This is a genomic window from Coleofasciculus sp. H7-1, assembly GCF_057473865.1.
The window spans coordinates 293,439-309,246 of record NZ_JBYCCT010000034.1 but is presented as its reverse complement, the minus strand read 5'-3'; the positions used below and the strand labels follow the sequence as shown (position 1 = coordinate 309,246).

Genomic DNA, 15,808 nt, shown 5'->3' with positions numbered 1-15,808 from the left:
TCGCATTGATGATTCAATGCAACAAATGATTAAGAAACCGGAAAATGGGTTGACGAATGAAGCTCTTTAAGCACTTGGAGTAAACTTTGATATTGCTCTCGCTTACCTTGTTGTAAGTAGAGATCGGCGGCTTTCTCAAAATCCTCCCTTACTCCCTGCTTGTCTCCCAGCGTGTAGTGGACGAGACATCGACAGTGATAGGCGTCGCCATCCTGAGGATTGAGTTGAATCGCTTGGTTAAAGTCTTCTACTGCTCCCTGATAATCTTGTAGTTGGGAGCGGACAAAACCCCGGTTATAGTAAGCTAAAGCAAGGCTGGGATCGATCTAAATTGCTTGGCTAAAGTCAGCGATCGCTCCTTGCGTATCTCCAGCGGCAGCGCGGGCAAGACCTTGATTCGTGTAAGCTTGAGCATTATCGGGATTGAGACGAATTGCTTGGGTTAAATCCGCGATCGCTTCACTGTAATCTCCGCTCAATACCTTGTAAACTCCGCGCTTGAAGAAGTCCTCAGCACTCATTTGAGCTGTATAGGTACTCGCCGTTGGCATGATTTGTAATGCCTGAGCTTGAGCCATCGGTGGCGAATTCAGCAGTGCCACTACAATGCTGAAGATGATAATAATGCGGGAAAGGCGACTCATAACATAGACGTTTAGAAAGCACGGATACGCCAATCATTTTGAGTTGAGTCGCAGTCGGCGTCAAAAGACAAGCTGTCAAACTTGCACTCTTGTTCAAGTTTGGAGTGTAAGCTATTCAAAGATTGCACAAGGCATAAAGTTTAGATGTATGGTTCCTCTACCTAACTACCGTCCCAAACAACTTTCCCTTGGCCCTTTGGAAGCGGAGATTTTAAATATCGTCTGGGAACTCGGTTCTGCCACGGTTAAGGATGTACACGATCGCATTCTGGCTGACCCAGATCGGGAGTTAGCTTATACTTCAGTAACAACGGTGCTGCGTCGCCTGACCCAGAAAGGTTGGCTGGCTTGCGATAAACAAGAACGTAGCTTCTGCTGGCAACCCTTAGTTTCGCGGGAAGAAGCGCAAGTCATTAAAGCTCACGAACAGTTACACCAGTTTCTGGCAGTGGGGAACCCGGATGTCGTCGCCGCCTTTGCAGATAGCCTGGACAGCGCTAGCGTAGAGCAAATAGAAGCGATCGCGCTTCGTCTTCAATCCGCACGCAAAGCGAGAGAGGAGGGAAAATAATGCATCTAGCGATGATTATGACGGCGTTAGGATTGGCGTGGTGTCTGAGATGCACAAGATCAGATCCATCTGGAAATTGGACGCAACGCTGGCAACGAGCCTTTGGATTATTTTTGTTTCCACCGCTGCTATTGATCGTGACAGCGATCGCTCTCATTTGTATGGGTGCCAACGGAAAAATGGGAGGACTGCAAGCCGGATGGTTCAGTTACTCTCTTGCCTGGGTATTTTTAGGCGTTGCCGGAATTTTATGTCTGAAGCTGGCAAGTGAGGGATGGCTTGCCGTGCAACAGACACGCACTTATCCCCAAATCGAGCTTGAAGGTAGACAAAGCCGCCTTCTCAATGCCAGCGTTCTATTTAGTGCCCAGATTGGTTTCTGGCAGCCTGAATTAGTCGTCAGCCAGGGTTTGTTACAAACCCTCGATCGAGATCATCTGGAGGCAGTTCTCGCCCACGAGCAAGCGCATTACTATTATCGGGATACGTTTTGGTTTTTCTGGCTCGGTTGGGTGCGCCGGATAACAGCTTGGTTGCCAAATACAGAAGCTTTATGGCAAGAACTTTTATTATTGCGCGAACTACGTGCGGATCGTTGGGCGGCGCAACAAGTAGACCCTTTGTTGTTGGCGGAATCACTGCTGTTGGTGGTGAGTGCCCCGCCAGTACAGTCTGAAAGTTTCTGTGCGGCGTTCAGCTCGGTTGCCCCTCGAAACCGTTTGCAGGAGCGTATAGATGCACTTCTGGCTGTGCCAGAAGAGTCAGCTTCATCAAGTTTATGGTCTTGGCATTGGATAATATTGGGGTTTCTGCCTCTGGTAACTATACCGTTTCACAGTTAAACTTTGGTGTTGCCCAATCAGGATGATTTTCGGTTAAATTTCGGGCAAAGACGCTAAGAAAAACTTTGCGTCTTTGCCCGAAATAAAATTAACTGAGGATAGAATTACCCAAGAAAACCACTCCAATCGAGCAGATAACCAAACCGGCAAATCGCTGCCAGGATAAAGGTTGGGTGGCAGATTTCCGGCTCACTGCACTGCCAATCAGCAAGGCAACTAAGGCAACGCCATACTGAATTAAAGTAAAACCCAGAAGGTAAGCAACTAGCGGCGTCATGCCAGCACCGACGATTGCCTCGCCATAAGCGTAGCCGTGAAATAAACCAGCGATCGCTCCCAGCGCTGTCAGAATCAGCCAGTTTGGTTTATTTGGCGTCACCAGCAGCGCGCCAAAGACAATGACGGAACCGGCGATCGCTATCTCAGATGCCGGTAAATCTAGCTTGAGTAAATGAATCCCAGTTCCCGCCAGTGCTGCCGACACAAACCCTGCGGGGATAAATGCGCCTCGTACTTGCCCAACCGCCAGTAATCCAATCGCCACCACAAACGCAAAATGATCCAGTCCAAGCAAGGGGTGGGCTAGCCCTGAAAGGAATCCTTCAAAGAAATTAGACGGCGTCTTGCCACCCGTCGCATGGTGAGCGATCGCACGTTGGGCACATAGCAAAGTGCTAATTAAAACAAAAAATGCAATGACCGCTCGGCTTAGTAGTAGATTCAAGAAAGCATAGCGTCTATCTTTAGACATATTCTGTACCTCGCAGATTTCGCAAATTAATTTCTCGCGGCGGGTATTCTGGCTCTGAGACCATAACGACCGATCTCATTACAGCTGCGGGACAGCGACGGCTCTACACCGAACTTTCCCCGTTGCCTCTGGTGGCTGCTCCCCACCAGAACCGATTGAGTAGGGCAATCATATCACTTCAGTGCTGGCATTTTAAAAAGTATGGGTAAAATGAACCTCAAATAGCTAACTCTAAGAGCCGCTTTATTTGAGGAGGAATCGGAAAATGTGCGTTAATTGTCTGCTAGTTTCGGCTTTAATGTTTTTTACACCCAGCGTTTCCGAAGTGCCATCCAACTCGGCGAATCAAGTTGCATTGGCTCAAGAAACCCAAGTAGCGATCGCTCAGTTAGTTAAAAATCTGCCAAATTCCTCAGAAACTCTCGTCCTGCGAGATGGACTAGGAAATTTGCAAGTTAAACTCGCCAAGGCAAAAAATGACGCGGAAGCACAAGACATTCTCGATACTGAATTAGCCAGTTTATCTCAGCGCATCGCTGCCGCTCCAAACGCGGGTGAAATCAATGAGGCGCTGGAAGACATTCTGATCGTTGATGACAACGAACAGCTAATTAAGGGTTTAAAGGTAAAAACAAGTCCAAATAAAAGTCAAAAAGCTGCTACCTCGAAAGTCCAAAGCTTGAATTGGGGCTGGTTGCACTAAGCTCTTCTCACCTTTGAGTAGGGACATGGCACTCAACTTAAGCCCTGGCGACTGGAAGTCGCGGCTACGCCAACCCCCCTTACCCCCCTTCAAGAAGAAGGGGGGCAGAAGTTGCTTCGCATTTATACACTAAGTCCGCCTAGCGCGGACTAAGGAAAAATCATCAGTTTTGAACCGGAGAAGGCAGGTGCGAGTCTGTATAGCTGCGGTTTCAACCGCCAAGCCAACCTTAGATTGACTTAGCTGAGGATTTCCTTTAGCTCGTGCTGATTCCAAAGCGAACGGTAAAGTCCAGGTTGTTGCAAAAGTTCGGCATGAGTACCAGACTGCACGATCTGACCTCGATCCATCACAAAAATCCGATCGGCAGTCGCAGCGGCAGAGAGTTGGTGGGAGATAAAAATAACCGTTTTGCGCTGGATGCCTTCCGAGAGATTATTCAAAATGGCTGTGGCAGTTTGATTATCGACGCTGGAGAGAGCGTCATCCAAAATTAGAATCGGGGAATCCATCAGCAACGCACGGGCGAGAGCAGTCCGCTGTCGCTGTCCGCCTGAGAGGGTGATACCTCGCTCTCCCACAATGGTTTCGTATTGTTGGGGGAAATTGAGAATTTCTGGGTGAATTTGCGCTTGCTTGGCAGCATTCATAATCTCTGGCTGTTCGCTCAGAGGATTGCCGTAGCAAATGTTGTTTTTGATGGTGGTGCTGAACAGAAAGCTGTCTTGAGGGACATAAGCGATCGCTCCCCGCAAATCGGGCAATTTGATCTGCGTAATATCATTGCCATCTACGAACAAAGTCTCGCTCGGAATATCCACTAATCGCGGCAAGGCATTGGCAAGCGTCGATTTGCCGGAGCCAATTGGCCCTACAATCGCCACGGTTTCCCCTGGTTCAATGGTAAAGCTAACATTCTTAAGCGCGGGAGTTGCGGCTCCCGGAAAGGTATAACTCAGCGAACGTGCCGTTAACTTACCTCTTACCTGTTCAACTGGCAATGCAATTGCCGTCGGGGCATCTTTAATTTTGGCTTCTACCATGAGAATCGATTCAATTCGGTCGATACTCACCTCACCCCGTTGGTAGGCAGTAATCGTAAAACCTAGTAAAGCGGTGGGGAAAACCAATCGTTCGGTATATAGAATCAGCGCCAGAAAATCGCCAATCGTGATTGCACCCGCCACAATTGACCGCGCTCCTACCCATAGCAATATCAGTAAGCTGATAAAAGCCATCCCTTGAATGATGGGAAACAAGGTATTTCTCGTCTTCGCCAATTTGATATTTGCTTGCAACAGGCGGTTGTTTAACCGAGAGAAGGCGCGGCGCTCGTTCTCCTCCTGAGCATAGATTTTGATCAGAGCGATCCCGCTCATATCCTCTTGAATCAGTTCGCTGACGCTGGAGAGTTCCTCTTGCAACGCCAGCTGTTCGTTCCGCAGGCGATCGCTAAACAGCTGCACAGAGATTAGCATAAACGGATAGACTGCGATCGCCAGCAAACTCAGCCGCAAATTAATCGACAGCATCACCGGCAATGTCAGTCCGTAGGCAAAAATCGTATTCGCCAAACTCAACACAGCAAATCCCAGGAGACGCCGGATATTATCCACATCGCTAGTCGCCCGGTTAATCAAATCTCCCGCTGTGTTGCTAGCAAAATAAGCCGGTTCCAGGGTGAGTAGATGCTGAAAAATCTTTTGTTTCAGGTCAAATTCTACTTGTCGCCCGACTCCAAACAGCAGGATGCGCGACACCATCCGCACTACCCACATCGCCGAAGCCAGAATCAGGATCAGCGCTACATAGTGCCAGATTTGAGCGAAGTCGAACGCTTGGCGGAGTTCGTCAACGCTATCTCGAATCAGCAAAGGGATATAAACGCCCACTGCATTCACAACAAACAGAGCGATGACGCCTAAGGTAGCCTGCCGCCAGTGGGGACGCAGATAAGCACCCAATTTTTGCAGTCGAGAGTGAGCCATTCTGTGAGGATTGAGGACTGAGGATTGAGGATTGAGGACTGAGGATTGAGGACTGAGGACTGAGGACTGAGGACTGAGGACTGAGGATTGAGGACTGAGGATTGAGGATTGAGGATTGAGGATTGAGGATTGAGGATTGAGGACTGTCAAGCGTTGCGGTGCGAAGCACGGACAGAGAAAAGGCGACAGGCAATAAAACTTCCTTGCAACCTGCAAGAGGCTCTAGCCTAACACCCAACCCTCAACCATCGTAGACGAATTGTTGCTCGTACTGCTTCTATAAAACGAGGGGTGTCAACCAGCCGCGTAAGAAGTAGTAGATGAAGGTGAGATATTCTTCTACCACTCGCGTTGTCGTGACTAGCGCTTCCACACTGGGAACAAAATCTGTAATGCGGAGGCGTCGGGAGGGCACTGCCCCCGTTTGAAATGTATAAAAATCTGTGGCTCTGGGAATGACCGTGACGCCCAAATTTGCAAATGATAGGTTGGCACGGCGAATATTTAAACCGGAAGTAACGAGGATAATGCGGCGCGATCGAATACCGCGCTGCCTCAAGATTTCCTCAACCCTGACCGCGCTGGTGCGGAGGTCAACTCCACGAGGTTCAATCACAATCCGGTTTCGGGGCACGCCTATCCTGACGAGCAGCGTAGCGACATCGTTAGCCTCGGTGATACTATCTTGATTTCCTGTCAGCTCCGCTCTGGGTCCTGCACTGACAATTATCAAGGGGTCATTGCCGTTTTGTAGCTGTTCTTGATACAGCTGAGCGGCGTATAGAATGCGATCGCCCGTATCAGTCAATTGAATCTGCGTCCGGTAGGGAAGATTTGGTTGTGTCGTCCCTCGTCCCAGCACCACAATTGCTCCCACAATTTGAGATCCGGTTGGCGTAATATCAGCAGGACATTGAGTTTGGCAAATTAGCTGGCGTCGTTGTTCCAGTTGAATCGCCTCCAGTTCCGCTTGCTGAGCCATCCAGTAGGCAACAATTGGCAAACTGGACAACAGCAAAACTATGAAGGCTATCCTAAGTTGGTTCCAAGCTACGCCTGCTATCCCTCCCTTTTTCACCCCGCCGATGGCGAAAAACAAAAGCATAATCGACAACCCCAGCGGTTTGAGCGGAAAGGAGAGAATGTTCCAGGCACTTGCCACCAGCCTCTCGTTGGGGTTGTAAAACGCCATCACCATGATGACAAATAACAGCAGCCCGCCCAACCAAGCTAGATATTGTTTGGGAATCCATCGCACCAACAAAAAGTAGACTAAAGTGCCAATCAGCAGCCACAGCAGAACTCGCGTTAGTAGTAAAAACATAGTAGGTAATTGCTAATGGGTAATGGGTAATGGGTAACGGGTAATTGACTAATGACTATTTACCACCGATTACCGATTAGCTCTTATCGACGTTTCAATTCGGCTCGAATCGCCTCGGTTACGGTTTGAATTACCTTAACACGGGCATAGTATTTATCATTCGCGGCAACAATTGTCCAGGGAGCGTTAGGAGTGCTAGTACGCTGAATCGCTTGATTGACTGCCACCTCATAGAAAGCCCAATTGTCCCGATTTCGCCAATCTTCGGCGGTGAGTTTGTATTGTTTAAAGGGGTCATTCTGACGCACTGTGAACCGCTGATACTGTTCTTCAGGACTAATATGCAGCCAGAACTTGACCAAAACGTAGCCAGCATTAGTGAGTTGGCTCTCAAACTCATTGATTTCCTGGTAGGCTCTGCGCCATTCCAGTTCTGTGGCAAAGCCTTCAATGCGCTCTACTAACACTCGTCCGTACCAGCTGCGGTCATCAATGGCAATTGTCCCTGCTGTTGGCAACCACCGCCAGAACCGCCAGAGGTAGTGATGGGCTTTCTCTTCATCCGTAGGTGCTGCGAAGGGATGAACGGCATAACTGCGGGGGTCGAGAACATCGGTTAAGCGTTTGATGGCTCCTCCTTTACCGGCAGCATCCCAGCCTTCAAACAGCACCAGGACGGGCACCTGATGTTTGTGAATCTTCATCTGAAGTTTCAGCAGTTCTACTTGTGCGTCGCGTAACTGCTTTTTGTACTCATCCTTGGAGAGAGCGAGATTGAGATCGACTTGAGCTAAAAGATCCGGTTCTGCTGGGTTGAGGCGTTCTTGAGGGGATGCTGGGGGGAGAATTGGCGTCCGAATGTGGAGTCGGTCGAGGGCTTCTGTGAGGGTGGCAGCGAGCTGGGTGAGGACTTTTACCTGCGCCCAGCGTTGGCAGTTGCCCTCAACTAATGTCCAGGGGGCGGAGCCAGTGCTGGTTTGGACGAGCATTTCCTCGGCATAATCTACATATTTGCCGTAGTGTTTCTCTTGTTTCCAGTCTTCCGGACGCACTCGCCAGGAGTCTAACGGATCTTTGGCATATTCTTTTAGCCGGTGCTTTAATTCTTTGCGGCTTAGATGAATCCAGAATTTAGCGATCGCATTTCCATCATCCACCAGTTGCCGCTCAAAGGCGTTAATCTCCGCCATCACCGTTGGGATTTTTGAGTCCTCGATTCGTTCAAACAGTCGGTCTTCTAAAACATGGGTGTACCAGCTGTGATAAAAAATCCCAATACTGCCCTTTACTGGCAGTCTCCGCCAGAAGCGCCACAAAAAGGGGTATTGTTGCTCTTGCTCGTTGGGAGGCCAAATCGGGTGAACCGTAAAACCTCGCGGGTCCATGTAATTGACCATTTTCTTGACTAAAGCACCTTTCCCCGCCGCCGCCCAACCTTCCAGCACCACAATCATGGGTAGCTTTTTGTCCCAGCAAGCCTTTTGGAGCGATCGCATTTGACGCATTAGCGTCTCAATCTGAGACTCATAAGTATTTTTATCGAGACAAAGATCCAAATCCAGCGTATCTAGCATAATCTTGACTAGAGAAGACCCGTACCTTTAACTATCTCCTAGTCTTGCACTTATTGAGCTGACTACTCAGCAAACATCCCCAAATGTCAAAGCTTATACATAAAAATACAGGAGCCAAAAACAAGAAGAAGAAAAAAACGCTTTTTCTTCTTCTTGTTTGCTCTGGGCAACAGATAGTTTAAAAAAAAATCGGTAATTGGTAAATTAGATCCCATTACCAATTACCGATCTGATTATTTTGCTTCAAATGCTCCGATATCACAAACACCACCTTGCGGTCTGGCAACACCCCGTTGATCGGTTGCCAAGCAAGTCGCATTGTTTCCTGTATTAATCGCTGGACTACCTGCTAATAGTGGTAGAGTCTGAGTCAAACCACCAGTCGCAGAAAGCGCACCTAGCTTTGGATTAACAATAGTGATGCCAACCGTGCAGTTTTTGTCGCTGGGATCGTTCGGGTTTTTGGCGGGAAATTGGATATTGTTGCCGCCGTCGATCATTTCGTCAGAGCAATTCTGTTTAATATTCCAGGTATTCCCCCCATTATCCGCCTTATTGTTAGCGATAATTGTATTCTTCACCGTTACATCTGTTTTGCCGCCAAAAATACCAGCGCCCATAAACCCAGCATAATTGTTAGCAATCGTGGCATTATTGATGGTCATCTTGCCACTAGTTCTCATAATTGCACCGCCCAGACCTCCCTTCGCGTCTGGAGTCACCGCTCGATTGCCTGAAAAAGTAGTATTAGTAACTTCTGCGCTTACGTCATTTCCAGTCCAAAGCCCCCCGCCCTGATTAGCAGAAATGTTGCTAGAAAAAGTAGTATTTCTCACCACAAAAACAGTGCTGTTTGTCCCAGCACTGTAATTAGGAGCAGTCGTAGTGCCACCAACTACAAAAATAGCACCGCCAAATCCTTTATCCCCAGTCCCCGTAACGCTGTTCCCAGAAAAGGTATTGTTTTCGATTACTGTCGTATTGTTGTTATAAAGTTGGTTAAAGAAAGCACCACCTTGATTGGTGGCAGTATTGTTTGTGAAGGTGTTATTCCGCAGGATAATTTTGCCAAGATTGCCATTAGCACCATCATTATAAATGGCACCACCCGCCCCACCAGGAGCGACAATTCCAGCGCTATTTGCCGTGAAAGTACTGTTAGTTACGGTTAAATCGCTGAGCAAGTCATAGATTGCACCGCCGAGGCTAGCTTGGTTTCCTGTAAAAGTGCTTTTATCTATAATAATTGTACTTTCACTCTTACTATAGATTGCACCGCCTCCAGCCTCTCCTGGCTTCGTTGATTTATTGTTATTAAAGATACAGTTAAGCACTACTAACTTACCTCTATAGCCACTATAAATACCGCCGCCATTTTCGGTACTAAAACCATTAGCAATGGTGAGGTTTTTAAGTGTCAGTTGAACGAGACTATCAGTGGATAAAATCCGATTAGTTCCATTTCCGCTGAGAGTCACTACACTTCGTCCATCGATTACCGTATTAGCGGAAAGTACCTTTTCTTTAACTACAATCGTATGCGGACTGGAGCCACAATTAAAGGTTACAGTCCCACCGCCAACTAAAGCAGTATCTAAAGCAGCTTCAGTACAACTTGCAGCGGTTCCATTCCCGACAATTCCAGCCGCATCAGCTTTTTGATGGGAGGAGATCGTTAAGGCGACGCAGAAAGCGAGAGTGAAAAAATAGAGCGGTTGTTTCATACCAAAAACCTCATTGTTCAAAATTAAAGCAGATACTCGTGTTGGCAATTTCTCAGCTAAGTGGTATCTAAATGAACTTATTTTTTTTAGATACTAAATATTGTGCAATTGCAAAAATGAGTCGGGAATTAGAAAGATTGTTAGCTTAGCTTCTAACCTAGATGTTTGGCAAATTAAACATTTATCGGGTTCCTAAAAAATCTGGCAATACTGAAATTAGGAAAAGAGTTGTAACCAGAGATAGACTCTTTACCAAAACTGAGCAATTTAATCCTCCGAGAATATACGTAACTTTTATTTGGCAAAATTGCCCTAGAACAATCCTTATTAGATAGTTCGTGGTTTTTGGCTGTTAATCCGGAAAGTAGTTCAATTTTCAGTAAATTTACACAAAATTTATAGTGCTAAAGTATCGCGGAATCAAAAATTTATTTTTATTCAAAAGCAAAAATAATGATTGACCGTAAACTGGGTAAAAGATTCGTATTTATGCGTAGGTAAAAATAATTTTACCCATAAATTTACGGAAATAAATCTTCAAATATTTTGCTTTTAAAAATATTTTATTTATCTATTGATTAGGTGTTTTTGAAATCCTGATGGTTCCATAAATCCTGGTAATGAGGAGCAGGATAAATCATGACTCCGATGGGTTAACACCAGATGAAATTAGCTTTTAAAAGTTCTGGCGTATTGCTTGGGTTACTTGCCGTTGCACCAGCGATCGCTGTGAAACCGGCACAGGCAGAAACGATTGTTCCAGCTCAAGATGGTACAGGCACTATCGCCGTTCCCGAAGGCAATACAATCGATATTGGCGGAGGAAAACTCTCTGGTGATGGAGCAAACCTTTTCCACAGCTTTGAGCAATTTAACCTTAATGCAGACCAAATAGCTAACTTTATTTCTAATCCCAAGATTGAAAATATTTTAGGCAGAGTGGTAGGTGGCAATTCCTCTACAATTGATGGCTTAATTAAAGTCAGCGGAGGAAATTCAAATTTATACCTAATGAATCCTTCGGGGATTATATTTGGTGCCAATGCCAGATTGGATGTGCCGGGAAGCTTCACCGCAACCAGTGCTACAAGTATTAATTTTGGCTCTAATTTTTTTAATGCTATCGGCGATAATAATTACGCAGCATTAAAGGGAACACCCAGCAGTTTTTCATTTAATACTGCTCAACCGAGTGCCATTGTCAACTCTGGAGAACTAGCTGTTAAAACAGGACAAAATCTCACCCTGCTGGGTGGCACTGTTGTCAGTCAGGGAACTCTGTCAGCACCAGGCGGTAAACTGATTGTGGCAGCGGTACCAGGACAGAATACATTACGGATTAGTCAACCCGGACAATTGCTAAGTTTAGAGATTCAACCCATTTCTCCTAATGCTAGTCAGTCTTCAACCGGAACAGTTTCCTCGCTACCTCAGCTACTAACGGGTAGCAAAGCGGGAAATGCCAGTGGACTCACTACAAATAGCAAAGGAGAGGTGGAACTAACGGGTTCTGGTATCAAAGTAGAAGCGGGGGACGTGGTAGTCCGTCAACTCAATTCGGGAACAGCTACTCTTTCAGCAAACCACAATTTAACCTTAGTTGAAAGCCAGATGCAGACATCTAGAGATATGAATTTGCTGGCAAAAGATACCGTGCGAGTGCGAGATAGCGTAGCGACTCCTTTTGTGGCGAAGGCGGGAGGTAATCTTACCGTTCAAGGCAATCAAGCGGTTGATATTTTGGCGCTGAATCACCCAGAAACACCCTTTCAAAGTGGCGGCAACCTCAGTTTAATCAGTGATGGAGTGATTTCTGGAGATGCTCACTATTCAGCAGGTGGGAATTTCTCAATTCTCAACTTATCGGGAGCAGGCGGCAAGTTTCAAAGTATCTACGATCCCATCATTACTTCCGATGGCGATGTCATGCTGGATTCTTATACGGGTGCTTCGCTCAAGATAATAGCAGCCGGAAAAATTACGATTAGTGGAGATGTCGTCATTAATGCGATCGATCCAGAGGTAGACCCTTCTAGCCGTGCCTTGATTTTACAAGCGGGTGCGGCTGGTACAACCGATAACGTACTCTTCACCGAACCTATTCCGGGTGCATCTCCCGAATATTTTGACGACGCAGGCGCAAATCCCTCCTACACAACATTTGTGAAATCTCCTGCCTCGCCGGGAACGATTACGGTTGCAGGAACTATCAAATCTGATGATTTATTTGGGCCAGCCGAACCATTAAATGTTACCTTGTCAGCACCGGGTGATATTAATGTCCGAACGATTCAGTCGTCTGGGGGAAATATTAGTATCACTAGCACTAATGGTTCTATCAATGCCGCCGATCCAGTCAATCAAGTTTACAATTTAGACTCCCGGAATCGCCCCGGTAACGCGGGTGCAATTACCCTCAGCGCCCCATCGGGAAATATCACAACCGGAGATATATTTTCCTCTTCTGATAACTTTGGCACGACGGCTTCTGGGACTGGCGGCGCGATCGCTATTACAGCAGGAAGCAATATCAAGACTGAAACGATAGATTCCAGTTCTAAGTGCAATTCTTGCTCTTCCTCTGGCGATGGCGGTGACATCACGCTGATTGCTGGCAATGATATCGCCGCCAAAATCATCGATGCTCAGAGTCTTGGCAGTGGCAAAGGCGGTGATGTAAATATCGCGGCGGGACAAAATCTCACCGTAGATAATAAGTTCGTAACTTTTACTTACAACAACCCCAGCATTAACACTACGGGGACGGGTGGGGGTGGAGCCATTAATATCAACCATCACGGGGGAGTCCCAGTCCCCGCAACTCCTTTTGTCGTTGGCGATCCCACAACGAATGGAACTGCCCAAGCCATCACCACGGGCACTTCTACGATTTCGCCCCCCGAATCTTTCCCAGGTGGAACTGTTCGGGGCAATATTACCATCAACACCACTCCTCCACCGCCCATTCCCGCGCCAATTCCCGCGCCAACTCCCGCACCAACTCCTACCCCTGTCCCTAGTTCAAATCCCCAACCGGAAACCGGGAACCAACCACCCAAGACAGAAATTCTGACAGACTTTCAAGGAAATACACTCTCACCCGTACCAGTAGAAGGTGCGGACAATAAAAGACCGATTTTATGTACGGTAGAGAGTCTCGAAGATGAAAAGCTGCCGATTTTACACAGGTTGCCTCGCTGTCAAGAACGCCCTGACAAGCCAGCAGAAACCTCTAAAGCGGTATTGCCACGACACCCACAAAGCGATCGCGCACTCCATCAAAAGTAATCAATGTCGCTAAAGCGCTTGTTTGTAACCTCACCAGCCTCAAAAATCTCTAAGATATAATTTTGAATCGCCCAGAAATACGGATGCTTCCGCATTTCTGGGCGATTTTCAGATGAAAGAGGTAGGCGATCGCTAGTTTGGTGAAGGAAAGTGTTGATGAGGAAAACAGGCTCTCTTACTTAGAAGAACGCTTTGCCCTCAGTTAGCTATCCTTATAAAGCATTGATATCAAAGTTTTGAGAAGGGATTGAACGTGTCGCAAGTCAAACCAACCATTCTGGTGACGGGTGGAGCTGGATATATTGGAACCCATGCCGTACTGGCGCTGATCGAGGCAGGCTATGGGGTGGTGGTATTGGATAACCTGGTGTACGGACATCGGGAATTGGTGGATGACGTACTCAAGGTAGAGCTGGTAGTGGGAGATATGAGCGATCGCGCTCTACTTGACCAACTCTTTGCCACTCGCAACATTGCGGCAGTCATGCACTTTGCTGCTTATATTGCTGTAGGAGAGTCCGTCACCGATCCCGCGAAATACTACCACAACAACGTCACCGGCACTCTGACACTGCTAGAAGCAATGGTGGCGGCAAACGTGAAGAAATTTGTCTTTTCTTCTACTTGCGCTATCTACGGGATGCCGCAGGAAGTTCCCATGACCGAAAACCATCCCCAAAATCCCCTCAGTCCTTACGCGACGAGTAAGTGGATGGTAGAGAAAATTCTGGCGGATTTTGATGTCGCCTACGATTTCAAGTCCGTGGCGTTCCGCTATTTCAATGCCTCTGGTGCGAATCCCGACGGTTTGCTAGGTGAGGATCACGAACCAGAAACGCACCTAATTCCCCTGGTACTCCAGACAGCTTTGGGCAAACGGGAATCGATCTTCATTCTCGGCACCGATTACCCGACACCTGATGGCACCGGAATTCGGGACTACATCCACGTCAGCGACTTGGCAGATGCCCACGTTTTAGGGTTAGAGTATCTCCTGCAAGGGGGAATGAGCGATGTCTTTAACTTAGGGAATGGCAACGGTTTCTCAGTTAGAGAAGTGATTGAGACAGCCAAGGCAGTAACGGGTCGAGAGATTTCCGCAGTAGAACGCGATCGCCGTGCCGGGGACGCCCCTATTTTAGTCGGCAGCAGCGACAAAGCCAAAAAAATCCTCAGTTGGTGTCCGCAATACGCAGACCTGAGTAAAATCGTTGCTGACGCTTGGCAATGGCATCAGCATCGTCATGGATAATTCTGGAGTGGAAGTTAGATTAAGTCGTTTAGAATCGATTGTTGAACAAATTGCAGAGGCAGTACTCGCTACCACTGAGACAATTGACCGTCTTGCCGATCGAGTAGATGCTCTCACCATTCAAGTACAACAACAGGGAAATCTTAGAGAGGCAGTACTTGCCACCAATGAGACAATTGACCGCCTTGCTGACCGAGTGGATGCCCTCACCATTCAAGTACAAGAACAGGGGCATCAAGTCCAACAGCAACACTACCAAATCTTTGCCTTAAGCGATGCGGTGCAAACCTTGGCAGAAACCCAGGATGATTCTCTGGTGCGGTTGATGCAACTGACAGAAGCTTTACAACGCCTTGTGGATGCCATCGAAGCAACCGAAGAGACTGAATCTTAATCTCAGTCTCTCGCGCCGCCATCGTATCCCGATTGGCTGTCAATCCCAGGGAAATAAAGTGGAAGTACCCATCAACTCATCAGGAGAGTTTTCATGCACTTTCTTCGTCGGTATGCTGTCATCCTTCCCGCGATCGCCGCCGTCAGTTTCTTGAGCGTCAGTTGCAGCGACAGCAAAATCACTCAGTGTCAAAAGATATTCCAGATTACCAACGAAACGGTTAATGAAACCAAAACCGTTACCAATGGAGGTAAGAATAGCTCTCCCGAAGCGCTAGTCAAAACAGCCGATATTTGGGATAAATCAGCTCAAGGAATGACAAATATCAGAGTCAACGATGCAAAGCTTAAAAAGTTTCAAGCTGATTTTATTAGAATGTATCGAGATAGTAGTAAAGCAACCCGCGAATATGTTGCAGCTCTTAAAAAAAGGGATTTCCCAGCAGTTGATGCCGGATTTAAAAAATTGCAAAAAGCCTATAGTCCAGAGAAAGATTTAGTGAATGCAATTAATAGCTACTGTTCTGGTAAGTAGATGGAGCTAATATTTTTAGGATGGGTAGAGCATAAGCGAAACCCATCGGGAGCATCCCGATGGCAGCAAATATACACCCACAGGCTAGAAGCCTGGGGCTAGAAGAATGAAGCCTGACGAGAGCAGGCTTTGTTTGTTTAGCCGCGAATGCGAGTCGTCGGACATTTTTAGTTGGAAGGCGAATCACTTAGTATTGCTATGAAGCGGTTCTTTTAGGAG

At 47.2% G+C, this 15,808-nt stretch carries 14 protein-coding genes and 1 riboswitch; of the genes, 7 read left to right on the top strand and 7 right to left on the bottom strand.

The features are described from left to right. Positions 1-29 precede the first annotated feature (29 nt). Together AC2VDX_RS09745 and AC2VDX_RS09740 are read right to left on the bottom strand one after the other, a co-directional pair. Positions 30-326, bottom strand: a complete 297-nt coding sequence (locus AC2VDX_RS09745; RefSeq protein WP_378183058.1) for a tetratricopeptide repeat protein — start codon at positions 324-326, stop codon at positions 30-32. Continuing rightward, the gene (locus AC2VDX_RS09740) at positions 327-644 is read right to left on the bottom strand and encodes a tetratricopeptide repeat protein (protein ID WP_378182848.1); all 318 of its coding nucleotides are present in this window, start codon (positions 642-644) and stop codon (positions 327-329) included. A 148-nt stretch (positions 645-792) separates the two neighbouring features. Here AC2VDX_RS09740 and AC2VDX_RS09735 point away from each other — a divergent pair, with 148 nt between their 5' ends. Together AC2VDX_RS09735 and AC2VDX_RS09730 are read left to right on the top strand one after the other, a co-directional pair. Further along, on the top strand, positions 793-1,215 hold the full coding sequence (locus AC2VDX_RS09735) for a BlaI/MecI/CopY family transcriptional regulator (RefSeq protein ID WP_378182845.1): 423 nt from the start codon (positions 793-795) through the stop codon (positions 1,213-1,215). Next, positions 1,215-2,057: a M56 family metallopeptidase gene (locus AC2VDX_RS09730; protein WP_378182842.1), complete on the top strand. Its 843-nt coding sequence runs from the start codon at positions 1,215-1,217 to the stop codon at positions 2,055-2,057. Before AC2VDX_RS09735 ends, AC2VDX_RS09730 begins: the two co-directional genes overlap by 1 nt. Positions 2,058-2,145: 88 nt before the next feature. On the opposite strand, the gene AC2VDX_RS09725 is transcribed toward AC2VDX_RS09730, so the two are convergent. After that, complete coding sequence (locus AC2VDX_RS09725) at positions 2,146-2,808, bottom strand: HupE/UreJ family protein (protein ID WP_378182840.1); 663 nt, start codon at positions 2,806-2,808, stop codon at positions 2,146-2,148. A gap of 21 nt (positions 2,809-2,829) precedes the next feature. After that, positions 2,830-2,981, bottom strand: a riboswitch (cobalamin riboswitch). Between the two features lie 92 nt (positions 2,982-3,073). Between AC2VDX_RS09725 and AC2VDX_RS09720 the strand changes: the two genes are divergently transcribed. After that, the gene (locus tag AC2VDX_RS09720) at positions 3,074-3,511 is read left to right on the top strand and encodes a hypothetical protein (protein ID WP_378182838.1); all 438 of its coding nucleotides are present in this window, start codon (positions 3,074-3,076) and stop codon (positions 3,509-3,511) included. Positions 3,512-3,750: 239 nt separating this feature from the next. Here AC2VDX_RS09720 and AC2VDX_RS09715 read toward each other — a convergent pair whose 3' ends face one another. From AC2VDX_RS09715 to AC2VDX_RS09700, 4 genes are all read right to left on the bottom strand, one after another. Continuing rightward, complete coding sequence (locus AC2VDX_RS09715) at positions 3,751-5,499, bottom strand: ABC transporter ATP-binding protein (protein WP_378183056.1); 1,749 nt, start codon at positions 5,497-5,499, stop codon at positions 3,751-3,753. A 277-nt stretch (positions 5,500-5,776) separates the two neighbouring features. Continuing rightward, the gene (locus AC2VDX_RS09710) at positions 5,777-6,823 is read right to left on the bottom strand and encodes a YdcF family protein (protein ID WP_378182835.1); all 1,047 of its coding nucleotides are present in this window, start codon (positions 6,821-6,823) and stop codon (positions 5,777-5,779) included. Positions 6,824-6,906: 83 nt separating this feature from the next. Next, positions 6,907-8,397, bottom strand: a complete 1,491-nt coding sequence (gene pap, locus AC2VDX_RS09705) for a polyphosphate:AMP phosphotransferase (protein WP_378182832.1) — start codon at positions 8,395-8,397, stop codon at positions 6,907-6,909. 233 nt (positions 8,398-8,630) lie between these two features. Then, a complete protein-coding gene (locus AC2VDX_RS09700; protein ID WP_378182829.1) occupies positions 8,631-10,121 on the bottom strand; it encodes a choice-of-anchor Q domain-containing protein in 1,491 nt (496 codons plus the stop codon). 663 nt (positions 10,122-10,784) lie between these two features. Between AC2VDX_RS09700 and AC2VDX_RS09695 the strand changes: the two genes are divergently transcribed. The 4 genes from AC2VDX_RS09695 (at position 10,785) to AC2VDX_RS09680 (ending at position 15,589) form a co-directional block, all read left to right on the top strand. Then, positions 10,785-13,409, top strand: coding sequence for a two-partner secretion domain-containing protein (locus AC2VDX_RS09695; protein WP_378182826.1), 2,625 nt, complete (start codon positions 10,785-10,787; stop codon positions 13,407-13,409). A gap of 253 nt (positions 13,410-13,662) precedes the next feature. After that, entirely contained in the window at positions 13,663-14,661 is a 999-nt protein-coding gene (gene galE / locus AC2VDX_RS09690) for a UDP-glucose 4-epimerase GalE (protein WP_378182823.1), read from the top strand. Beyond that, positions 14,654-15,055 (top strand): hypothetical protein, encoded by a 402-nt coding sequence (locus tag AC2VDX_RS09685; RefSeq protein ID WP_378182820.1) that lies wholly within the window; start codon positions 14,654-14,656, stop codon positions 15,053-15,055. Before galE ends, AC2VDX_RS09685 begins: the two co-directional genes overlap by 8 nt. 93 nt (positions 15,056-15,148) lie before the next feature. Continuing rightward, complete coding sequence (locus AC2VDX_RS09680) at positions 15,149-15,589, top strand: hypothetical protein (RefSeq protein ID WP_378182817.1); 441 nt, start codon at positions 15,149-15,151, stop codon at positions 15,587-15,589. The last annotated feature ends 219 nt before the right edge of the window (positions 15,590-15,808 follow it).